This window comes from Flavobacterium limnophilum (assembly GCF_027111315.2).
GTDB lineage: Bacteria > Bacteroidota > Bacteroidia > Flavobacteriales > Flavobacteriaceae > Flavobacterium > Flavobacterium limnophilum.
This window is the reverse complement of record NZ_CP114289.2, coordinates 1,058,491-1,081,430: the sequence shown is the minus strand read 5'-3', so window position 1 is coordinate 1,081,430 and position 22,940 is coordinate 1,058,491. Positions and strand designations below refer to the sequence as shown.

Annotated in this window: 12 protein-coding genes; 5 read left to right on the top strand and 7 right to left on the bottom strand. The window is 37.9% G+C overall.

What is annotated here, in order from left to right; all coding sequences use genetic code 11:
- On the bottom strand, positions 1–2,016 hold the full coding sequence (locus tag OZP13_RS04380; RefSeq protein ID WP_281298790.1) for a tetratricopeptide repeat protein: 2,016 nt from the start codon (positions 2,014–2,016) through the stop codon (positions 1–3).
- Positions 2,017–2,440: 424 nt separating this feature from the next.
- Between OZP13_RS04380 and OZP13_RS04375 the strand changes: the two genes are divergently transcribed.
- A complete protein-coding gene (locus OZP13_RS04375) occupies positions 2,441–2,827 on the top strand; it encodes an HU family DNA-binding protein (RefSeq protein WP_269242586.1) in 387 nt (128 codons plus the stop codon).
- A gap of 269 nt (positions 2,828–3,096) precedes the next feature.
- On the opposite strand, the gene OZP13_RS04370 is transcribed toward OZP13_RS04375, so the two are convergent.
- The 3 genes from OZP13_RS04370 to OZP13_RS04360 all read right to left on the bottom strand — a co-directional run bounded on the left by OZP13_RS04370 (position 3,097) and on the right by OZP13_RS04360 (position 8,021).
- Positions 3,097–5,103, bottom strand: coding sequence for a protein-disulfide reductase DsbD family protein (locus OZP13_RS04370; RefSeq protein ID WP_281298789.1), 2,007 nt, complete (start codon positions 5,101–5,103; stop codon positions 3,097–3,099).
- Entirely contained in the window at positions 5,103–6,413 is a 1,311-nt protein-coding gene (tilS, locus tag OZP13_RS04365; RefSeq protein WP_281298788.1) for a tRNA lysidine(34) synthetase TilS, read from the bottom strand. Before tilS ends, OZP13_RS04370 begins: the two co-directional genes overlap by 1 nt.
- Before the next feature lie 306 nt (positions 6,414–6,719).
- Positions 6,720–8,021: an anthranilate synthase component I family protein gene (locus OZP13_RS04360; RefSeq protein ID WP_281298787.1), complete on the bottom strand. Its 1,302-nt coding sequence runs from the start codon at positions 8,019–8,021 to the stop codon at positions 6,720–6,722.
- Positions 8,022–8,116: 95 nt separating this feature from the next.
- Here OZP13_RS04360 and OZP13_RS04355 point away from each other — a divergent pair, with 95 nt between their 5' ends.
- Both OZP13_RS04355 and OZP13_RS04350 read left to right on the top strand, forming a co-directional pair.
- The gene (locus tag OZP13_RS04355; RefSeq protein ID WP_269242585.1) at positions 8,117–8,494 is read left to right on the top strand and encodes a DoxX family membrane protein; all 378 of its coding nucleotides are present in this window, start codon (positions 8,117–8,119) and stop codon (positions 8,492–8,494) included.
- A gap of 189 nt (positions 8,495–8,683) precedes the next feature.
- Positions 8,684–9,061, top strand: coding sequence for a DoxX family protein (locus tag OZP13_RS04350; protein ID WP_269242584.1), 378 nt, complete (start codon positions 8,684–8,686; stop codon positions 9,059–9,061).
- Positions 9,062–9,513: 452 nt separating this feature from the next.
- On the opposite strand, the gene OZP13_RS04345 is transcribed toward OZP13_RS04350, so the two are convergent.
- Both OZP13_RS04345 and gyrA read right to left on the bottom strand, forming a co-directional pair.
- Positions 9,514–10,806, bottom strand: a complete 1,293-nt coding sequence (locus tag OZP13_RS04345) for a tetratricopeptide repeat protein (protein WP_281298786.1) — start codon at positions 10,804–10,806, stop codon at positions 9,514–9,516.
- A gap of 104 nt (positions 10,807–10,910) precedes the next feature.
- The gene (gene gyrA / locus OZP13_RS04340) at positions 10,911–13,562 is read right to left on the bottom strand and encodes a DNA gyrase subunit A (RefSeq protein WP_281298785.1); all 2,652 of its coding nucleotides are present in this window, start codon (positions 13,560–13,562) and stop codon (positions 10,911–10,913) included.
- 263 nt (positions 13,563–13,825) lie between these two features.
- On the opposite strand from gyrA, the gene OZP13_RS04335 reads away from it, so the two are divergent.
- Both OZP13_RS04335 and rimK read left to right on the top strand, forming a co-directional pair.
- Positions 13,826–16,369, top strand: coding sequence for an ATP-dependent Clp protease ATP-binding subunit (locus tag OZP13_RS04335; protein WP_281298784.1), 2,544 nt, complete (start codon positions 13,826–13,828; stop codon positions 16,367–16,369).
- A gap of 483 nt (positions 16,370–16,852) precedes the next feature.
- Entirely contained in the window at positions 16,853–18,220 is a 1,368-nt protein-coding gene (gene rimK, locus OZP13_RS04330; protein ID WP_281298783.1) for a 30S ribosomal protein S6--L-glutamate ligase, read from the top strand.
- Positions 18,221–18,471: 251 nt separating this feature from the next.
- On the opposite strand, the gene OZP13_RS04325 is transcribed toward rimK, so the two are convergent.
- Entirely contained in the window at positions 18,472–22,779 is a 4,308-nt protein-coding gene (locus tag OZP13_RS04325; protein ID WP_281298782.1) for a CheR family methyltransferase, read from the bottom strand.
- Positions 22,780–22,940: the final 161 nt, after the last annotated feature.

The following is a 22,940-nucleotide window of genomic DNA, read 5'->3' as shown; positions in this document are numbered from 1 at the left end:
TTATTTTGGTTTATGCATTGTTGTCGCCAGTTTATACTCTTCATCAAATGGCAATTGCAGTTGAGAAACCATTTCTGGTATTGCCAACATCCAACTTACGTAGTAGTAAGCTAAAATATGAAACCCTGAAAATCGTTTATTTGCAATACTGCCAATAATATAATTCTTTTGGTTTGGGTCAAAACCTTGTGTTCCTTGCATTGCAATCTCAAAAGCGATTTTTTTTATTGCGTCAACAGGCATGTCTTGAAAATACTGCAACGCATCAACCATAAATAGAACTACCGCCATATTTAGACCAATCTCCTCTTGTGTTTTTTGAAATTTCTCCATTTCCCTTTCTTTAAAAGGGTCTTTCTCGTCAATCCCAAAAGGGTCTTTCTCAAAATTTGTCATAAAAGAATCAATATCACTTCCTTTGCGATATTGGTTTTCGTTTACGAGTTGAAAATATTGATCCATCTGCAAATCTTCAGCCCAATGCAAAACCAATTCAAATTCTTCACCCGGTTTTCGATTGTCTTTGTATTCCAGAAACTCCATATAAAACTCTTCCGCTTTTCTTAACTCTGCGGGTGTGGCCTTAAAATCTTTGATCAAGTCTAAACCAAAAAGCGCTTTAAACTGTAAAGCATTAACCAAATTAAAAATCTTGCTTTTTGAGATTATCGTGGCAGGCGAAAGGTCTACAACATTTTTATCAGTCACAGCCTTCACCCCTTCTTGAATCAAGGTATAAAGAGATACAAATTGATACGGACGCAACGCCGCAAATTCAGTATACAAAAAGTCTTCTATAAACAAATCAATGGGAGTATTGTAGGCTTGAAGATTCATCCCATCAAACATTCCGTTACAAAAATTAGAAATGGCATCTTCGGAAATTGCCATTTTCTTAAGCTTGATAATACTAGGCTGCAGTGTTTTTATAAAAACATTTCGATGTTGTTGTGTAGAAGTGAATAGCTGGTTTAATTCGGCTTTCCTTGCTTGAATCACAAAATCCAAATGCACCAATTCGTGCATAACCAAATGTTCTACCGCCGGATAATTTGGTTTGAATCTAACGAGATGTTTTAATCTATCGTAATTCTCGGCAAATTCAATTTTGGCAGCAGTTGGTATTTCACTGTCTTTAATAATATCAATTTCAGTTCCTCCTTCAAATTCCAGTTTGTGACGGTATTCCCTGAATATTTTTTTACCGTCTTCTGAGGTTATTATTCGATTTGAAACTTCAAAAATCTGTTGAAGTGAATTTTGATACAATACGTCTTTATTCTTGTTGCATTTTATTGCTTGTAGCGTACTATAAAAAGCGGATTGTAAATCATGCTCCATTTCGGCTATCATTCCCAAAGCAAAATGAGTATTTGGATAATCACTATTAATCTTCAAAGCTTTCCAAAAATATTTTTTTGCTTCATCTAACTTCCCTTGCTGCATAAGATTTGCCCCAATATTATTGATTGTAATACTGTCATTGGGATTTGCCACTAAAGCTTGGTCATAATACCTCATCGCCGTGGGAACATCATTTTTGAATTTCGCAAAAATATTCCCCATCATCAACAAAGCCCAATGATTCTTTGGATTCCAGCGCAAGGCATCAATCAAACAATCGATGGCCTGGTCTTGATGGCCTTGGTCAGAAAGGATTTGCCCCATTATTCGATGAAATTCCGAATTCGTGGGATTGTTTTCGATAAGTTTTGCCAGAATGGGTTTTGCTTCTTGGTAATTCCCTCTTTCGCAAAGGGCAACCGTTTTGCGGTAATCGGCTTCTTGGGCAAGAATAGTGGAAGTGTCTATTGCTATGGTAACCCAACCGTCTGTGATGGTGACTTTTGGAGTAAAGGGGCCAAAAGCATAATATTTTTCTAATTCACTGATTAATAATGAATTACCCCCCCCCCCGACTAATTTCGGGAAAATGGTAAATAGGAAATCGTCAATTTTATGAATGATTTGCATCGCGCTACAAAGGTTTTTGCTCTTTTCGAGTACTTGTTGCACTGAAAAGCATTAATTTTATACGTGCCACAAAGCTACTAAAATATATCCTCTTACAGGCTACTAAAGGTGTAGGAAAAAAATTATTTTTAAAAATAAGTTGCAGCGCTGGTGATTGGAAACAAAATCCAAAAGAAGAAGGGGGATTTCCGGTGTCAATGCAACCCTTTTTGCGATCCCTCTTTTGGACAAAAGAGGCTGTACCCTTTGCCGTCATTCTTGCGGGCAAGCTGGGTTTGACGGTGCTCAAGAACAAGTCGTCGCTAACGTCCTTACTGGCTCAATAATCCACCGCCGTCGACTATTCAATCGACGGCCGTCACATACTAAAAGGAGGGCGGTCGATTAGTCGTTCGTGCCGTATTAAACTTTATATTTGTAAAGGCAAGAGTGCCTAATCTCTTTATTCATTCAAAAAAACAAGCTTATGGCCGTCCCTTTTACCGCAGTGGGAAAAACAAATCCCAGTCAACCGCAAAATCCATTACTGTATTATCCAAGAGCCACCCAAAGTGGTGTCGTGGATTTGGAAGAATTGTCGGAACGCGTTTCTGATAGTTGCTCCGCCACACCATCAGATTGTTCTGCCGTTATCATAGGACTAGTGACTGAAATATGCAGATCGTTAGACCAAGGAAATATTGTGCGCTTGGGGCAACTGGGTTCGTTTCAGGTTAGTGTTCAAGGTACGAGCAGTCCAAGTCCTGAAGAGGTGAGTGAAGCCAACATTGCAAGCAGTTCGATTATTTTTCGACCCGGAAAAAAATTAAAAAAAATGTTGGATCAATTGAAATTTTACAAGAAAAAATCCTGAAACAAATGACATATTGCTAGTCTTGTGCTAAGTGCTGGTTCAATGTCATTAAGTTAAAGAAAATAGTTTCTGCCTTTGTCATTTCGACGCAGGAGAAATCACATAGCGAGAGCAACTAATGCGATTTCTCCCGTTGGTCGAAATGACAAAATAACCGAATAATTGCATCTACAACAACAGTATTGAAATAGGGCAATAAATCTTTCTGATTACTTATGTGGTTAAAAACTTCACGGCACTTTCAGTAGAATCTACTTTTAAATCCTATATTACTTCTTGAACTTGGAAACCCCTGCTTTCAGCCAAATTTCATATTCGTCCACCCCAACATAGCTGATGGTTGGTTGCTCTTGGTTCAGGCTATTCCCTTCCAAATCAGTCAGGACATACAAAGGCTGGGTATTGGTTTTGTATTTCGAAATCATGAAATCGGCCCATTTGTCGCCCACTGTTTCTATGGTTGAACCTGTCGTTTTTGAAATAAACTGTTCGTTTTTTGGCAAATCGCGCTTGTCGTCCACATACAACGAAATCAGGACAAGCTCGTTTTTCAGAATGGACAAAACACGAGGATCCGACCAAACATTGTTCTCCATTTTTCGACAATTCACGCAAGCATAACCCGTAAAGTCGAGCATTATGGGTTTGTTGACCGTTTTGGCGTAAGCCAATCCTTTTTCGTAATCCTCAAAAACCACTATTTGATGCGGCCCCAGTTTGGCACCTTCGGGCAAATTTGAAGCAGGAACTGCTGCCGCCGCACTGCCAACACCCAAAGGACTTTCGCTATACTCCATCGGCGGCGGAAAGGCATTGATCAACTTCAACGGTGCACCCCAAAGTCCGGGAATCATGTAAATGGTAAACGACAAAACTATCAATCCCAGCAATAATCGTCCTACTGAAATGTGGGCGATGGGACTGTCGTGAGGCAAAGTGATTTTTCCAAACAAATAAAAAGCCAAGGTTCCGAAAACAGCGATCCAAATCGCCAAGAAGACTTCTCTTTCCAACAAATGCAATTGCAAAACCAAATCGGCATTGGACAAGAATTTGAAGGCCAAGGCCAATTCCAGAAATCCCAAAACTACTTTTACCGTATTGAGCCATCCACCCGATTTGGGCAAGGAATGCAACCAACTCGGGAAAAAGGCAAACAACATGAATGGCAAGGCCAGAGCGGAAGAAAAACCCAACATGCCGACAATAGGGCCAATTCCCCCTTTGGAAGCTGAGGCAAATAAAATATCACCGACAATGGGTCCCGTACAAGAAAAAGACACGATTGCCAAAGCCAAAGCCATAAACAAAATACCGAGGATTCCGCCTTTGTCAGCTTGCTTATCGACCACATTTGCCCATGAATTGGGTAACATAATCTCAAAAGCACCCAAAAACGAAACCGCAAAAACCACCAATACGATGAAGAAAATCAAATTAAAATAAACATTGGTTGCCATTGCATTCAAGGCATCGGCACCAAAAATTGCCGTGACAATCGATCCCAATATTACATATATTATGATAATCGAAATTCCATAAATTAGTGCATTTCGAATTCCTGCCGCCCTGGTTTTACTTTGCTTGGTAAAAAAACTGACCGTCATTGGAATCATTGGAAAAACGCAAGGTGTCAACAATGCCAACAATCCACCTAAAAATGAAAGGATAAATACGGTCCACAATCCTTTTTGCTTTTCGGGCTTGGAAGCCACAACCTTGTCTTTTGACAAAGGGGCAACGGCATCTTCAACTTCTGCCGGTTTTGAAGGAGCTGCAACACTATTTAGGGTGTCAATTGCAACGTTGGCCGCTTCCGTTTTTAAAACCGAAGGAAGCGTAAAACTGAATTTTTTCTCTAAATTAATACAAACCTCTTTGCAGACTTGGTAATTAAAATCAACCTCTATCTTTGAAAATTTCGGGTTCAGAATGGTGATTTCCTGCTGGATCTGGGCCTTCTTCTCGAAAAAAGTTTCGTTTACCTCAAAAACATCGTTGTAGGCCGTGGTGGTTTTTCCCTCTTTGGCCTTTCCAACCAAATTGAAATTACCTTTCTGGTTTTTGAAAACAATTTCCAACGGCAATGGCCCTCCGTCAGGAGTAAACTGGGAATACATGTGCCAATTTTCTTCTAAGACCCCATTAAATGTAAGTATGTAGTTTGTTTCAGATTTTTTTTCGATTTTGGTTGTCCATTGAACCGGATCCAAAATTTGTGCGTTAACTTTGGCAAAAGCCAAAAAAGCCAAGAGTAAAAAAACATGTTTCCTCATTATTCCAATTGTATTTTTAGTATTTTTTTTGTTCTATTTCCTATTTTAAAGCGTTCATCTTGTCGCAAGCCCAAAATCCAGACTATTTGATTATCAGAACACAAAATCCAAACATTTTCTTTTTCCAACAATGATAATTTATTGTCCTTGAAAAACTTGCTGACTTTTTTCGATTTTCCTTCCATCCCGATAGGTTGAAAATTGTCGCCCTGCCTCCAGCGTCGCAACACCAGGGGAAACCACAGCTTGTCTTCGTCGACAAATATAGTTGTATTTGACACCAAACTAATGTCCGCCACCTTCGTTAATGAAAGATTTAAGGGAATATTAACTTCTTTTTGGTCTTTAAAAATATAATATTCTTCGTCCTCTTCCTTTAAATTTTCAGGACTCAAGATTAAAAAATCCCGGTTTTTCAACAATCGGAATTCGCTCGAAAAAACCTGTTTCCCAGATTGTCCATCCACCAAATCATAAATATCGTCCCAGGCAGAAAACCCGTAATCATTGAGCCATTGGTACAAATAGGATTTATAATTGGGCAATTTTTTCAATTGGTTCAAATCAAAGTGAATCTGGTCTTCTTCAACCTTGGCCACTTGCTGGTAAACCAGAATCGACGCATCGGCTACCATTTGCTGCGATTCTTGCAAATAAGCCTGTGTTTTGCAGAAAGAAGCGAGAAAATCGGGATTTAACTCCTTTAAAACAGGAACCAAATTATGCCTGATCTTGTTTCGCAAATAGTTATCCGAAGCATTGCTGCTGTCTTCCCTCCATTCTATTGAATTATCCATTGCATATTGCTCGATCTCGGCCCTGGAAAAAAGCAACAGTGGTCGAATTACTTTTCCGTTTTGTGCCGGAATTCCCGTCAACCCGTCCAAACCGGTTCCGCGAGAAAGATGAATGAGAAAGGTTTCCAAATTGTCGTCGGCGTGGTGTGCCGTAAGAATATAATCGTATTTTTTGGTTTCCAATAATTCGTAAAACCAGCTGTACCGCAACTCGCGAGCCGCCACTTGGGTAGAAAGTTTATAATCTTTGGCGAATGCCTTGGTGTCAAATTGGGTTAAAAACAGCGGTATTTCATTGGCTTCGGCATAATTCTGGATAAAATTTTGGTCTTCAAAACTTTCCAGACCCCGAAGTTGAAAATTGCAATGGGCTATCGCAATTTCAAAAGACAATTGGTGAAACAAGTTTACCAACACCATACTGTCTATCCCGCCACTGGTAGCCAAAAGGAGTTTTTTTCCAATTAAAAAATCAAAATTATGGGCGATATGGTTTTCGAATTTCTGTTGCATTTTCAAATTTAGGTATTTTAAATCATACCACGAAATAACATTAAAAGATAAAACATTTTGAATTATCAGGGAATTCGCTTTGAGAAGTTTCCGCCACGAATTACACCAATTTACACAAATTGGCAGACATTTTTAAGTACACAAATTATTACTGTCAGAAGAATTTGTGTAATTAGATTTAATTCTAAAAAAATTAGTGCCAATTGGTGTAATTGCTCTGCCTATTCGTCCCGATAATTATCGGGACTCGGGTCGTGGCTAACTTTTTTTAAAAATCGAATGCCGTGGAATTATCAGGGAATTTATTCAACTCAAAACTTCCCGCATTGCTTTGGCTTTGAGCAAACATTCTTCATATTCTTTTTCGGGAACAGATTGCGAAGTGATGGCACTACCCACGGAAAAGGAGGCGTACTTTTCTTCTTGATTGTACAAAATGCTTCGGATGACGACATTGAAATCGAAATCGCCGTTGGGCGTAAAGTAACCCACGGCACCACTGTACAACCCCCTTTTGGTTTCTTCCAATTCTTCTATGATTTTCAAGACCGAAACCTTTGGAGTCCCCGTCATGCTTCCCATTGGAAAAGTGGTTCTAATTACATCTACACCAGTAAATTGAGGGTCTAATTTTGAAGTAATGGTAGAAATCATTTGATGCACTTGTTCGAACGAATAAATGCCACACAATTCCTCCACTTTCACGGAACCTTTTTGGGCGGTACGGGACAAATCATTGCGAACCAAATCCGAAACCATGATGTTTTCGGAACGCTCTTTGGGATCCGATGCCAATTCGTTTTTTGCTTTTTCGTCTTCCATCACATCCAGAAATCGTTTGGCAGTCCCCTTGATGGGCTGGGAAATAATCAATTCTCCTTCTTTCTTTAAATAGCGTTCCGGTGAAGCGGAAAGTAAAAACTGGGTGCTGTTCTTGAAATAAACCGCCAATGGTGATTTTGAAATTTCGTTGAGCTTCAAGAACTTTTCCAATGGATTGATGAGGGCATTTTCGGCAAAAAACTCCATGCAAAAATTGGCTTCATAAATATCGCCCCGATGAATGTGTTCCAGAATCTTCGATACTTTTTCGAGATACTCTTCTTTAGAAATGCGTTGTTTAATCTCGATTTCTGAAGCTTGAATATCTGCAATCTGTAATCTGTAATCTGCAATCTGCAATCTTATCTCCTCAAAATCGGCCTCCACTTCATCATCGCACATATTGAGGTATTGAATTTCGAGTTCATTCCCCTTCAACAGAAATATTTTCTTGGGTTGGAAGAAAAACAAATCCGGAAAATGCAATCCATCAAAATTATTGGAGTTCAAAAGTTCGACATCATTTTTCAAATCGAATGACAAATAACCAAAAAGCCAGTCCTTGGTCACTTGTTGGTATTGCTTCAAATCATCGAAAGCGTTGTGGTAATCGGTTTTTACCGATGTAAAAGCATCGACGGCGAGTATGCAATCATAACTCGAATAACGTTGCGGATAATCGTTGCTGTCCATAAAAACGACTTCACGAAATTGCTGCGACCAAGCCAAAATTTGTTGCTTGAATTGGATTGGATGCTCGATATTTTTTATAATGGATGTTCTCAAGGAATTGAAATGTTTTAAAAAACCAAAATTACGACAAATTTATTTCAATTTTTTCGTTAAATTTATAGTACTATAAACCTCAAAAACAACAGAATATGAAAATCACAATCATTATTATCCGAACTTTAATTGGGCTTTTGTTTCTTTTTACATCCATTGGTTTCTTTTTAAAACTTATTCCCGAACCTGAAATGACTGGAAATTTTAAGGCATTCCAGGTTGGTCTAGTTGCTTCGACTTATTTGATTCCTTTGGCAAAAACGATTGAATTGCTTTGCGGTTTGTCATTTGTCACCGGTCGTTATGTAACCTTGGCCAATCTATTGATTCTGCCCGTTACCGTAAACATTCTATTCATTAATTTCTTTCTCAGTCCGGAAGGAATTCCGATAGCATTATTTGTGTTTTTGGGGAACATTTTCTTGATTTATAGCCATTGGAAAAATTACAAAGGACTCTTCATTGCAAAATAAACCGAAATCGTAACAATTATTTTCAAAAAACAGTAGATACAAATGAGGCAAGAAATCAGAACAAGTGAAAATTTTAACTATTTCAATAAAAATTAGTCTTCAAAATGAAATATCACTACTAATTCTACTAAAATTTAGTTAAAATTTTATAAATTTATAGTATCATTAATCCCTTAATACTGTGAAATCATGAAAATTGCAACTATCATTATCCGATCTTTAATTGGGCTTTTACTTCTTTTTGTATCTGTTGGTTATTTTTTAAAGCTTATGCCGGAACCTGTCACTAATGGCGACTTCAAAGCTTTTGATGTTGGTCTAGTATCCTCAACTTATATAATGCCTATTGCAAAATTTATTGAATTGCTTTGTGGATTGGCATTTATCTTTGATTTGTATGTAACTCTAGCCAGTATCTTGATTTTACCCATCGTGCTAAACATTCTGTTTCTTGATTATTACCTGACCCCACAAGCATTGCCAATTTCTATATTTTTGTTCTTGGGAAACTTCTTTTTGATTTATAAACATTGGGATAATTATGAAAGATTATTTGCGAGAAAATAATCTAAAAATATCAAAAAAAGAAAAAAGAAAAAAGAAAAAAGAAACCCGCTCGAAAGAGAGGGCACTGAAAAAGTCCTTCTTATTTTAATTGGATTCTTTTTTAGACAATAAAAAAAAACGCTTATAACAGGATTTCAAACATCCTTTATAAGCGTTTTTATTTTTGTAACTGTTTTTTATTGTAGACTGTACGAGTCGGTTTTTGTCTTAATTTGTCTCAAGAGATCATTCTTTGGAATTAAATCATACAACGAAGAATGCTCGCTGAATTGTATTCTTTGTGTCTTGTACTAACATCTAAAACCCCTTATAATTACAACAAAATATACGAAAAAAGGAGTAGAAAAACTTCGTTCCTACTCCTTTTTTTAATAGTATTTTTGAAAAAAGACTTTTTCAGTATCCTCTTTATCAATCGGGATTTTAATTCAATTATTTTGGACTGTCAAACCTTATTTTTTGGTGGCTGCTTCCATTTCTTTAACTTTTACTTTTAAAGCTTTGTATTCTGGCATTTCCAATGCACTATAAACATTTAAAAGTGTTTTTGCCACGTCAATATTGGTTGGGTCAAGTTCGTGTGCTTTTTGAAGATAAGGAATCGTGCTTTTGAACAAATTTTCTCTTTTTGTTTTCAACACGGCATAACGCTTCATATCTTTTTCAGAATTCCCCAACTTGTTCATTTCGTCAATAATCACCTTCTCGTCTTCCAATTTTAAAGCCGCCAAATTGATATAAGCATTAACATAATTAGGATCAATCTCCATCACCCTTTTATAGTATTTCTCGGCTTCAACAGCATTTTTTGCATTGGCACTGAGAACACCCAAATTAAAAATCAAGTTAACATCGTTTGGACTTTTTTCAAGAACTTCGGCAACTAATTTTTTGTACGTTTCGAAATCTTTTGTTTCCAAATATAAATTAGCCTCAGCCAAAGTCAAAGATACATCTTCAGGATTTGCTTTTCTGGCATCTGAAATTGCTTTTTTGGCTTCATCTTTTTTTCCTTGATCGACTAAGATTAAGGCAATATTTTTATAGATTTCACCTCTTTTTGAAGGGATTACTTCTGTTTTTGGTTTTTCGTGAGTTCCCAATTTTATGGCCAAGTCTCTTTCTTTTGCCGTGTTGTACAAATCTTCCTGTCCGGTCAATTTACTTGTTGCCAAATAACTGGTTCCCTTACCTGAATAATTCAACGTTTTCAGTTCTTCATACAATTTAAGAGCCGTAATATAATCTTTTCCGTTTACATAAGTAGAAGCTGCATAATACAAATTTATGGTATCCTTTTTATCCAACATATAAGCATCATACAACTTGCCTGCGCCCTCAATTGTTTTATCGGCTTTAGTATCCGCAATGGCACTGTTTATCAATTTCCCCTTAATCTCGATAATTGAAGCAGTTGCTTGGGTAGAATATTTACTCTTGCCGGAAGCTTTTTCTGCAGCCAATAAATCTTGATAAGATTTGGCAGCCAAAGAAAGATTTTTTCCTTCTTCCATTTTTTTGTTGGCCAAGTCCAAGTAGGCATTTCCTTTTATAAAGTAGTACTGGGCTTTTTCGGCATCAGGAGCATTAGAAATTAGGGATTCGGCTCCCTGCAAAATAGTTATCGCTTCTTGTGTATTTCCTCCTTTAAGTGCTTTTTCAGCTGCTTTAATTTGATCTTTTTGAGCAAAAGTAGCTACTGATATCAATAATGCTGACACTAGCGTTACATATTTACTTTTCATAATTTTTGTTTTAGATTTATGTGCCAAAAATAGCAAGAAAAACAAATATTATTTATGATAAAAATCATAAATAATATTTGTTTTAGATTAATTATTCCTCATTTCTATTCGTCTGAATCGTCTTCGTCACTTTCTTCAGAATCATCTTCTTCGTCTTCAGAATCATCCTCGTCTTCGTCCTCGTCTTCTGCACCACCTTCGTCTTCAAGAACTTCAAGAACCGGTTTTACTCTTTCGATTGTTTCTGTCTCAATAACATTTCCATCTTCATCAACAACAACTTCAACCACATCATCTTTCATTACTTTAGTTACGGCCGCTATTGAATCGTTTCCTTTCAAGTTTATCAATTTTACTCCTTGAGTGGCGCGTCCCATAACTCGTAAATCTTCAACAGCCATTCTGATCGTTAATCCAGATTTATTGATAATCATCAAGTCATCGGCATCGGTAACGGCACTTATCGAAATTAATTTCCCCGTTTTTTCGGTGATGTTCAAGGTTTTCACCCCTTTACCTCCACGATTTGTGATTCTATAAACATCTTCACCATCTTCGTCAACTAATTTGGTACGTTTTCCATATCCATTTTCGGTTACCACCAAAATTTGCGAGTCATTTATAGCATCTTTATCAACAGTAACCATACCAATTACTTCATCAGTGTCGTCTTTAAGAGTAATTCCGCGAACTCCAGAAGCCGTTCTTCCCATTGGACGGGTTTTGGTTTCCTCAAAACGAACCAATTTTCCTGATTTCACGGCCAAGATAATCTGGCTTTCCCCGTTGGTTAATTTGGCTTCCAATAATTCGTCGCCTTCCTTAATAGTAATGGCAGCAACTCCATTTACCCTTGGTTTAGAATATTTCTCCAAAGAAGTTTTCTTTACCTGGCCTTTTTTGGTCACCATCACAAGGTTATGGCTGTTGATGTAATCTTTGTCTTTTAAATCTTGCGTACAAATAAATGCTTTCACCTTATCGTCGCTTTCAATGTTGACCAAGTTTTGGATTGCTCTACCTTTGGCGGTTTTGCTTCCTTCCGGAATTTCGTAAACACGCATCCAGAAACATTTTCCTTTTTGGGTAAAGAACATCATGTATTGGTGATTGGTGGCCACGAACATGTGTTCCAAGAAATCTTGGTCTCTTGTTCCGGCACTTTTTTGTCCAACTCCTCCTCTATTTTGTGTTTTGTATTCCGATAAATTAGTACGCTTGATGTAACCTGCATGCGAAATGGTGATAACCACGTTTTCGTCGGCAATCAAATCTTCTATACTAACGTCTCCACCTGAATATTCGATTTGAGAACGACGGGCATCTCCGTATTTCTCGCGAATTTCTTCCAGTTCTTCCTTGATTAAAGCAGTTCTTAAATCTACGTCAGCCAATAAGGCTTTCAAATGTTCGATTAATTTCATCAATTCCTCGTACTCTGCTCTTAACTTGTCTTGTTCCAGACCGGTCAATTGGCGCAAACGCATTTCAACAATCGCTCTTGCCTGAATATCGGATAATTGAAATCTTTCGATTAATTTCTCCCTGGCTTCTTCTGTATTTTTCGAACCTCTTATTAAAGCAATCACTTCGTCAATATTGTCGGAAGCTATGATTAAACCTTCCAAGATATGCGCTCTTTCTTCGGCTTTGCGCAATTCAAACTGTGTTCTACGAACAACCACATCGTGACGGTGCTCAATAAAATAGTGAATCATGTCTTTTAGATTCAACATTTGTGGGCGACCTTTCACCAATGCAATATTATTGACACTGAAAGAAGATTGTAGTTGGGTGAATTTATAAAGCGTGTTCAAAACCACGTTTGGCGTGGCATCGCGTTTCAAGATATAAACGATACGCATACCATTTCTGTCCGATTCGTCACGAATGTTGGCGATTCCGTCAATTTTTTTCTCGTTAACAAGATCAGCTGTACGCTTGATCATGTCGGCTTTATTGACTTGATATGGAATTTCGGTAACGATGATACATTCTCTTCCGTCCACTTCTTCGAAACCAACTTTGGCACGCATTACAATACGACCTCTACCCGTTTTGAATGCTTCACGAACACCTTCATAACCATATATTACACCTCCAGTTGGAAAATCCGGTGCTTTTATATAAGTCATCAATTCGTCAATTTCTATATCGTTGTTGTCAAGATACGCCAAGGTACCGTTGATAACTTCCGTTAAATTATGGGGAGGCATATTGGTTGCCATACCCACGGCAATTCCTGTTGCCCCATTAACCAACAAAGTAGGAACCCTGGTTGGCATCACTTTTGGCTCATACAAGGTATCGTCAAAGTTGAGTTGAAAGTCGACGGTTTCTTTTTCGATATCGGCCATGATTTCTTCCGAAATCTTTTTCATTCTGGCTTCGGTGTAACGCATTGCTGCTGGACTATCACCATCGACAGAACCAAAGTTACCTTGTCCATCCACCAATAAATAGCGCATACTCCACTCTTGGGCCATACGAACCATGGCGTCATAAACCGAGGTATCTCCGTGAGGGTGATACTTTCCTAAAACTTCTCCGACTATTCTCGCCGATTTTTTGTGGGCAGATCGTGAGTTAACTCCCAAATCATACATTCCATAAAGTACTCTTCGATGCACGGGCTTTAGACCATCCCTAACGTCAGGTAGTGCTCTTGATACAATTACAGACATCGAATAATCGATGTAAGCTGATTTCATTTCATCTTCAATGTTAATAGGAATTAACTTTTCTCCTTCAGACATATGTTGTTATATTTAATAATTTTAGTTTAGTTTCAAAACGTGCTAATATACACCTTTTAGAATTTTTTGAACCTTTTTTACACCAATAATTTCAATGATTTATTAACAAATTTTGAATGTTTTTTAGTTAATAAATTAAGGAACTTTTAACGTTTTTTCCATTCTTTTTTTGTCAATTAGCTGACAGAAGTTCTTGAAAGGAATGGTTTTTGTTTTTCTATTACAAATTCACTAAATTTACGTTTACAATTATAACATATATTATGGATGATAATTTTTCACCAAGAGTAAAAGACGTCATAACCTATAGCAAGGAAGAAGCCTTGCGATTAGGACATGACTTCATTGGAACCGAGCATTTAATACTGGGTATTTTAAGAGATGGCAATGGTAAAGCAATAAATATTTTAAACAATTTATCCATAGACTTAGACCATCTTCGAAAAAAGGTAGAAATCCTGAGTCCAGCAAGTCCCAATGTGGAAATCAATAACGACAAAAAGAATCTACACCTGACACGACAAGCCGAGCGCGCATTAAAAACTACTTTTCTAGAAGCAAAAGTATTTCACAGCACCTCCATTAGCACCGCACATCTATTGTTGTGCATTTTAAGAAACGAAAACGATCCAACAACCAAGCTATTGAATAAAATGAAAATTGATTACGATATAGCTAAAGAACAATATCTAAATATGACACCAAGCGAAGAAGATTTTATCGAAAACTTGCCAAGAAACGACGCTTATAATGAAGATTCAGGACAAGATGACAGTCTAAAGGAAGGAACTTTCAACAATCCGGCCAATAAATCCAACAAAAAATCCAAAACTCCCGTTCTGGACAATTTTGGGAGAGATTTAACAGAAATGGCCGAAGAAGGAAAGCTAGATCCAGTAGTTGGACGCGAAAAAGAAATTGAACGCGTTTCCCAAATATTAAGCCGTCGAAAAAAGAACAATCCACTTCTTATTGGAGAACCGGGAGTGGGAAAATCGGCCATTGCCGAAGGATTGGCCTTGCGAATCATTCAAAAGAAAGTATCCCGAATTTTGTTCAACAAAAGAGTCGTGACTTTAGATTTGGCGAGCCTTGTTGCAGGCACAAAATACCGCGGACAATTTGAAGAACGAATGAAAGCCGTGATGAACGAATTGGAAAAAAACGACGACATCATCCTTTTCATTGACGAAATTCACACCATAGTTGGTGCCGGTGGAGCTACAGGTTCGCTTGACGCATCCAATATGTTTAAACCTGCTTTGGCAAGAGGCGAAATCCAATGTATTGGAGCAACAACTCTTGACGAATACAGACAATATATAGAGAAAGATGGAGCGCTGGAAAGACGTTTCCAAAAAGTGATTGTAGAACCAACTTCTGTTGAAGAAACGATTACTATTTTGAACAATATCAAAGACAAATACGAAGACCACCACAATGTAACTTACACGGATGAAGCCATTGAAGCTTGTGTAAAATTGACCGACAGATATATGTCGGAGCGATTCTTGCCGGACAAAGCCATCGATGCTTTGGACGAAGCTGGTTCTCGTGTTCACATCGTAAACATTGATGTTCCGAAACAGATTTTGGAACTAGAAAAACAATTGGAAGAAGTACGCGAATTGAAAAATTCTGTTGTCAAAAAGCAGAAATATGAAGAAGCCGCCAAACTTCGAGATGACGAAAAACGAATCGAAAAAGATTTGGCTACAGCCCAAGAACAATGGGACGAAGACTCCAAAAATAACAGAATCCAAGTAACGGAAGACAATGTTGCCGACGTAGTTTCGATGATGACCGGGATTCCGGTAAATCGTATTGCACAAACCGAAAGCAACAAACTAGCCAAGCTACCCGAACTTATTGAAGGAAAAGTAATAGGACAAAAAGAAGCCGTAATGAAAATTGCGCGCTCTATCCAAAGAAATCGTGCCGGATTGAAAGATCCAAATCGACCAATTGGTTCCTTTATTTTCTTGGGACAAACCGGTGTTGGTAAAACCCAATTGGCGAAAGTACTGGCCAAGGAATTGTTCGATTCCGAAGATGCCTTGATCCGAATTGACATGAGCGAGTACATGGAAAAATTCGCCATTTCAAGATTGGTTGGAGCACCTCCGGGATATGTTGGATACGAAGAAGGTGGACAATTGACCGAAAAAGTGCGTCGCAAACCGTATTGTGTGGTACTTTTGGACGAGATTGAAAAAGCGCATCCCGATGTATTCAACATGATGCTTCAAGTATTGGACGATGGTTATTTGACCGACAGTTTAGGTCGAAAAATAGACTTCAAAAACACCATTATCATCATGACTTCGAATGTTGGTGCACGCCAATTGAAAGATTTTGGTCAAGGTGTTGGTTTTGGAACTGCCGCCAAAGTGGCCCAAGCCGACGACAATTCGAAAAGCATTATCGAAAATGCTTTGAAGAAAACCTTTGCTCCCGAATTCTTGAACAGAATTGACGACGTGATTGTTTTCAACGCATTGGAGAAAGAAGACATCAATTTGATTATCGAAATTGAATTGAAAAAACTATATGCCCGCATCAAAGAATTGGGGTATCAATTGAATCTTTCCGATACAGCGAAAGCGTTTATTGCCGATAAAGGTTTTGATAGACAATTTGGCGCAAGACCATTAAAAAGAGCTATCCAGAAATATGTTGAAGATGCACTTGCCGAAGAAATAATCACTTCCAAGGTAGCTGTTGGCGACGAGATATTTATGGACTTGGACGAAGCTTCGCAAGAACTGACAGTAACGGTTCACAAAGAAGAAAAGCCTACTAACTAGTCTCCTTTTTTTTTAGATAATTATACAACCCCTAAAAACATTAATTACACAAATTGATGTTTTTAGGGGTTATTTTTTTTATCCCATCAATGTCAAGTCGAGCGCAGTCGAGACTCGTTGCTAAATCTCGACTGCGCTCGATTACAATTTCTTTAAGTTAAGTTTTTTTTAGCCGTCTCTTCGAGTGGTTTTTAATAGTAATGCGGCAGCTTTACTATTAAAAATTCTATCGAGAAGCCTATTAATAGTTTGAGTTCTCGATACATTTTATTAAAAAAAGCTGTCGCATTTTTCAATAAAATACTCGAACAGACGAAGATGGTTCCTTAAAAAAGACATCTATTTATGTTTCACAAAATTTCCATTAAAACCATTTTTATTAGTGATTATATCCTGCTTTATTGATTTAACCGTAATTTAACATCCAAAGTTCTTTTATCGATATATATTTACACTGGATTAAGTCTATTTTAAAACTCATTTATGTTACATAACAAAATTATATTGGGCAGCGAAGAATGGTGTTCCTTCCCTGAATTAGGAATTCCAACCATCAAGGCCCGTGTTGATTCTGGTGCCAAAACTTCGGCTTTGCACGCCATCAATATTGCTCCATTCAAAAAAGACGGACAAAACTGGGTCAAATTTGACATTAATCCCATCCAAAACAACGTCAAAACAATTATTCATTGCGAAGCGCCTTTGGTAGACAAAAGAATCGTAAAAAGTTCCAGCGGATTTCGAGAAGAGCGCTATGTGATCCAGACCAATTTGGAAATTGGGAACTCCAATTGGGTTATCGAAATGACCTTGACCAATCGCGATTCCATGGGTTTCCGAATGTTGCTGGGTCGTGAAGCGATGAGCGGAAGAGTGATGGTCGATCCCGAACAACAATATCTTTTGGGGCAACCCACAACCGATAGTTTAAAAGAAGTTTATAAAAATTCGGAGAAAGCAAGTTCTGGAATGCGCATCGGACTTTTGGCCAGCAATCCCGAATTGTACAGTAACAAGCGAATTATGGAAGCGGGTGAAATGCGAGGTCACGAAATGCACTTTTTGAACATCAAGGAATGTTACATGAAACTGGATGCCAAAAAACCCGAAATTCATTATCGTGGTGGTTTGATTTTAAATCAATTTGATGCCATTATTCCTCGAATTCGACCAAGCATTACCTTTTATGGTTGTGCTTTGACAAGACAATTCGAAGCGATGAATGTGTTTTGCCTGAATTCCTCCACCGCAATTACACAATCTAGAGATAAATTATTTTCGCTACAATTGCTGTTGCAAAGCGGAATTGAAATTCCAACTACGGGTTTTGCACATTCTCCATTAGACACCGACGATTTAATAAAAATGGTGGGTGGCACTCCCCTAATCGTGAAATTATTGGAAGGAACCCAAGGAAAAGGAGTCGTTCTGGCCGAAACCAAGAAAGCGGCAGAAAGTGTAATCAATGCTTTCAAAAGTTTAAATGCCAATATATTGGTACAAGAATTCATCAAGGAAGCCAATGGAAAAGACCTGCGTTTGTTTGTAATTGACGGCAAAGTCGTGGCTGCCATCCAGCGTGAAGCTTTACCAGGAGAATTTCGAGCCAATATTCATCTTGGCGGAACGGCTTCCGTCATTAAACCAACCACCGAAGAGAAAAAGATTGCCATTCGCGCTGCCAAAGCCATGGATTTGAAAGTTGCGGGAGTCGATATTATCCGTTCCTCCAAAGGGCCGTTGTTGCTGGAAGTAAACTCCTCACCCGGACTCGAAGGAATTGAAAGTGCCACCAACAAAGATATTGCCGGCGAAATGATTCGTGCCATCGAGAAGAACTTTAAATTGTGACATTGTGAATGTCATTAAGTCATGACTTTTATCCGTCTCTTCGAGTTGTTTTAATAGTAATGCAAGAGCTTTAATTATAGATTGAATGATTGAATCGAGAAGCCTATAATAGTAGCGTTCTCGATATTATATTGCTATTTTAGAATAAAAATTATGCCTCGAACTGACAGACGATTCCTTAATATAGCGAAAAAGCGAAGCAAATTAGAGTCTGAAAATTTTAAACGTGAAGCCGTATTCAAAACGGTATTTTAGTTTTTTTTGTTGATTTGCGTAATAATTTTGCTGTACAAAAGTTGTTCGTCAATAGGTTTGGAAACATAATCATTCATGCCTATTTTTTTGGATTTTTCGATATCTATGGACGTGACATCGGCGGTAAGTGCTATGATGGGTATTGTCAGATGCAGCTTGTTTCGGATGTAATCCGTGGTTTCAAAACCATTCATTTCAGGCATTTGTAAATCCATTAGAATAATGTCATACTCTTTTTCGAGTAATTTTTCCAAAACCACTTTGCCATTTTCGGCAATATCGCATTCAAACCCAAAATCGTCCAAAATTATTCTTATCAGCATTTGATTTAAAGTAATGTCTTCCGCCACAAGAACACTGATATTTTGCATTTTGTTTTCTATATTCAAAGTCGTGCAGAGTTCTTTTGTTATCGTTTCCGTCGTTTTGAAAAAAGGCATCAAAAAACTAAAGGTAGATCCTTCTCCCTCTTTGCTTTCCACAAAAAGTGAGCCTCCTTGCAGTTCTACCAACTGTTTTACAATGGAAAGTCCCAGACCGGTACCTCCATATTGTTGGGTGATTTTATCGGATGCTTGTTCGAAATTATAAAAAATGTCATTTAGCCTGTTTTTTGGAATTCCAATGCCAGTATCTTTTACCGCGAATTTCAGGGTAATTTTTTCTGCTTCTTCATTGTCAATACTGATTTTGACTGTTACTTGGCCTTTGTGGGTAAATTTTACGGCATTGCTGATTAAATTTAAAATTATTTGTCTCAAACGAGCCGCATCTCCAAGTAGTGTTTTAGGAATGGAATCGTCGTATGCTTTTATGAGTTCCAGGTTTTTTTCTTGACATTTATGCCCCAACAAACTAAATATGTCCAAAATAGTTTCTTCTAGGCAAAACGGGTTCTGGCTAAATGTCATTTTCCCTGAATCGACTTTGGCAAGGTCAAGAATGTCATTGATTAGAACAATCAGGGATTCGCCCGATTTCTTGATGGCATCGATATATTCTTTTTGCTTTCCATTCAACTCAGTTTTCAATATCACGTTGGTAAATCCAACAATCGAATTCATGGGAGTCCTGATTTCATGACTCATATTCGATAAAAATTGTTGCTTGAATTTTAAGGCTTCTTCCGCAATGTGCGTTTTATGCTCTGCAATATCTTTGGAAGCAATCAATTCCTCTTTAACATTATGATGATCGGTAACCTCGTAAGCGATAATGGTAATTCCCGAAATGGATTTATCAGCTTCAAGGTAAGGCTGGTAAACAAAATTAAAATAACCATCTTCTAACTTACCTTTGCGCATTATAGGAGAGAGAAGTTCATAGCCTTCAAACGGAATTCCTGTTATATAAACTTCATCGAGTAATTTAGGGAAAATACTATCTTTTATTTCAGGTAAAATTTCTAGTATTGGTTTGCCTTCAACAGAATCTCCCTTTCCCCAAAATTGTTTAATACTATCATTAGCAAGATCAACAATCATATCTTTTCCCTTTAAAATAGCAATAGAAAAAGGCGATTGCATCAGCATCAAATTATATCGTTCGTTACTATCTTCAATAAGTTTGAGTGCCTTATGTTCTACTTCCAATTGTTTTTGGAGTGCTTTCTTTTCTCGTATTTGTAGTTCAATAGCCAGTCTTCTTACCTCCGTGATGTCCACCATGGTCAGCACAATCAATTCTTCATTGATGCTTTGTTGCACAATTCTATGGGCGTTGAGCAACATGGTTTTCGTGCCGATTTTGGGAAAAACATGCTCTACTTCAAAATCAAAAAAACTATTGTTATTGGGCACAATTTCTTCTAATAATTCTCGTAGTCCTTGAATGTTCCATTGATTGTTTCCTAGTTTGTACAATGATTTTCCAATGCTTTCGGCTTCGGTTACCTGAAAGGTTTTGTAGAAGGATTTATTTGCAGATTTTATTTTAATGTCTTTGTCCAATACCAATACAGGTTCGTGTACCGTCGAAAGTATGGCTTCGTTATAATTATTTAATTCTTCCACTTGCTGAATTCGGGCATGTAATTCTTGATTGCTCGTGGTGAGTTCTTCATTGGTGGATTCTATTTCCTCTTTGGAGGTTTCCAGTTCTTCGTTCAAGCTCTGAAGTTCTTCATTGCTGGAAATAATTTCTTCGTTGGCACTTTGCAATTCCTCATTTGCCGCTTCCTGGTCGTGGGTTATGGAACCCATGTCGGCACGGGCGCAGGCTAATTCTTCTTCCAGTTTTTTGATGCGTCGGTCTTTGGCAATCGAATTTTTTTGTTTTGCTTTTTTGGGATCCTCATCAAATTCAATTTGTTGCTGACCTGTAAAAATCACTATCAACAAAGGTTCTTCGCCTTCTAACGTAAGCGGAATAACTTCAATGTTTACGATTTGAATGGTGTTTTCGTTCAAGTCCCGATTCATTTCTATTCCCATTTTCCGAACGGGTTTCTTGGTTTTGATGGCATGGTGAATGGCATTGCGCAACTCAAAAGTTATTTCAAGATGCACCATTTTCAAGATATTGAAACTGGCTTTTCCCGATGAATGTTGTAAAAATGATGTCGTTGGCCCCCTGAACTGAAGAATTTCCAAATCATGATTGATGATGACGCTTGCCGGTACATGATGTTCCAACAGCACAGCATCAAAAGCACTACCCAGATTTCCGCTAGTGGAAAGAGGTGTTTTTTTTAACGGGACATTTGGGTTGCTAATTTTATCAGGCATGGCTGGGTAAGAATTACGGAAAGTTAGATTAGGTATTGCTCTGTGAGTCGAATTTTTTTTGCGGGAATACAATTTGTATTTCTTGTCAATGGTTGTAAAAAGTTGGGCAGAGGCTCCAATAGTTTCGGATTTGCCAAGCATTAAACAACCGCCATCATTAAGGGCATAATGAAAAGTGGACATTACTTTTTTCTGGGCGGTTATGTCCATATAAATAAGCATGTTGCGACAACTGATAAAATCAATTCGGGAAAATGGTGGATCACGCAAGATATTGTGATGTGCAAAAACGCAGACATCACGAAGCAATTTTACAATGCGATATTTGTTTTTTGATTTCGTGAAAAAACGCTCTAATCTTTCAGGGCTCAGGTTGGAAATCTGTTCGGTGGTGTACTCTCCAATTCGTGCTGCACGAATGGCTTCCGTACTCAAGTCGGAGGCAAAAATCTGGAAAGGAATGTCAATCTTGGTTTCTTCCTTGATTTCCAACAAGAGCATGGCAATCGTATAAACTTCCTCGCCGATTGCGCAGGCCACCACCCAGATTCGGAGCGTTTCTCCGGACTCTTTCGATTTTAATAATTTAGGTAAAATAGTGCTTTTCAACAATGAAAAAGCATCGGGATCCCTAAAGAAAGAAGTGACATTAATGAGTAAATCCTGGTATAATAAATCGGCTTCGTTGGCATCTTTAGCCAGCAATTGGCCGTAATCTTTTAGTGTTTTCGATTTATTGATGAGCATTCTTCGCTGAATTCGTCTCTTGATGGTATTCATTTTATAATGACTAAAATCAACGTTTTTTTTCTTGTGCAAATACTGTATAATATTTTTTAAATCGGGATTGTTGTTGTCAAGATCAAGTGTGGAAACTTTTTTTGGCACAGTTCGAACCTCCAAAGGATTTTTACTCATTCGAGACAATTCTTTTCCAATTTCGGCTGGAGACATGACATAATCCACCGTGCCATCTGCAATGGCAGAATTGGGCATACTGGTAAATCTCGCCGAGTCATCTTGCGCAAAAGTCAGTCCACCAGCCTGTTTGATGTCTCTCAACCCAATGGTTCCATCATGGGCACTACCGGATAATATGACTCCAATGACATTTTCTTTGTGTGTCTCTGCCAATGACGAAAAGAGTATGTCTATTGATATCGCTGAACCGCCTCTTGTACGGGGAATTAATTTGATATGTCCATCTACGACTTCAATTCCTTTGTTGTATGGAATGATAAAAACATTGTTTGGAATCAATTTTTCCATATCATCAATGTCCTGAACTTTCATTTGGGTTTTTTTTGATAAAATGGGGGTAAGCATGCTCTTGTGATCCGGGCTCAAATGTTGGACATAAATAAAGGCCATGCCGGTTGTTGGTGATAAATTTTGCAACAGTTGGGTTATGGCTTCAAGTCCACCGGCCGAGGCACCAATGGCTACCACGGTGAAAGACTTTTTAACTTCTTTCTTCACAGTGTCAACAGCCTGGCTGGGTTGTGAGTTGGAATTTGTCTCTTTTGTTGTAGATTCCGTATGAATTTGCGTTTTTTTTGAGGGAGGACTTGGTTTCATTTCACCTATTTTTTTGGATAAGGTTTAAATAGTTCTTTATTAACCACTCCTTTTAATAGGTGCTTACATTACAAATATACGCAAACTAAGTGTGCAAATTTAAAAACCAGCTTTTATTATGGGGTATTCCCTTTTAATCTGTACTAGATTAATTCTTGTAA

Coding starts and splice junctions, on each gene's coding strand:
- OZP13_RS04375 (WP_269242586.1), top strand. CDS start 2,441: ATGGCCGTCCCTTTTACCGCAGTGGGAAAAACAAATCCCAGTCAACCG.
- OZP13_RS04370 (WP_281298789.1), bottom strand. CDS start 5,103: ATGAGGAAACATGTTTTTTTACTCTTGGCTTTTTTGGCTTTTGCCAAA.
- tilS (WP_281298788.1), bottom strand. CDS start 6,413: ATGCAACAGAAATTCGAAAACCATATCGCCCATAATTTTGATTTTTTA.
- OZP13_RS04355 (WP_269242585.1), top strand. CDS start 8,117: ATGAAAATCACAATCATTATTATCCGAACTTTAATTGGGCTTTTGTTT.
- OZP13_RS04350 (WP_269242584.1), top strand. CDS start 8,684: ATGAAAATTGCAACTATCATTATCCGATCTTTAATTGGGCTTTTACTT.
- OZP13_RS04345 (WP_281298786.1), bottom strand. CDS start 10,806: ATGAAAAGTAAATATGTAACGCTAGTGTCAGCATTATTGATATCAGTA.
- gyrA (WP_281298785.1), bottom strand. CDS start 13,562: ATGTCTGAAGGAGAAAAGTTAATTCCTATTAACATTGAAGATGAAATG.
- OZP13_RS04335 (WP_281298784.1), top strand. CDS start 13,826: ATGGATGATAATTTTTCACCAAGAGTAAAAGACGTCATAACCTATAGC.
- rimK (WP_281298783.1), top strand. CDS start 16,853: ATGTTACATAACAAAATTATATTGGGCAGCGAAGAATGGTGTTCCTTC.
- OZP13_RS04325 (WP_281298782.1), bottom strand. CDS start 22,779: ATGAAACCAAGTCCTCCCTCAAAAAAAACGCAAATTCATACGGAATCT.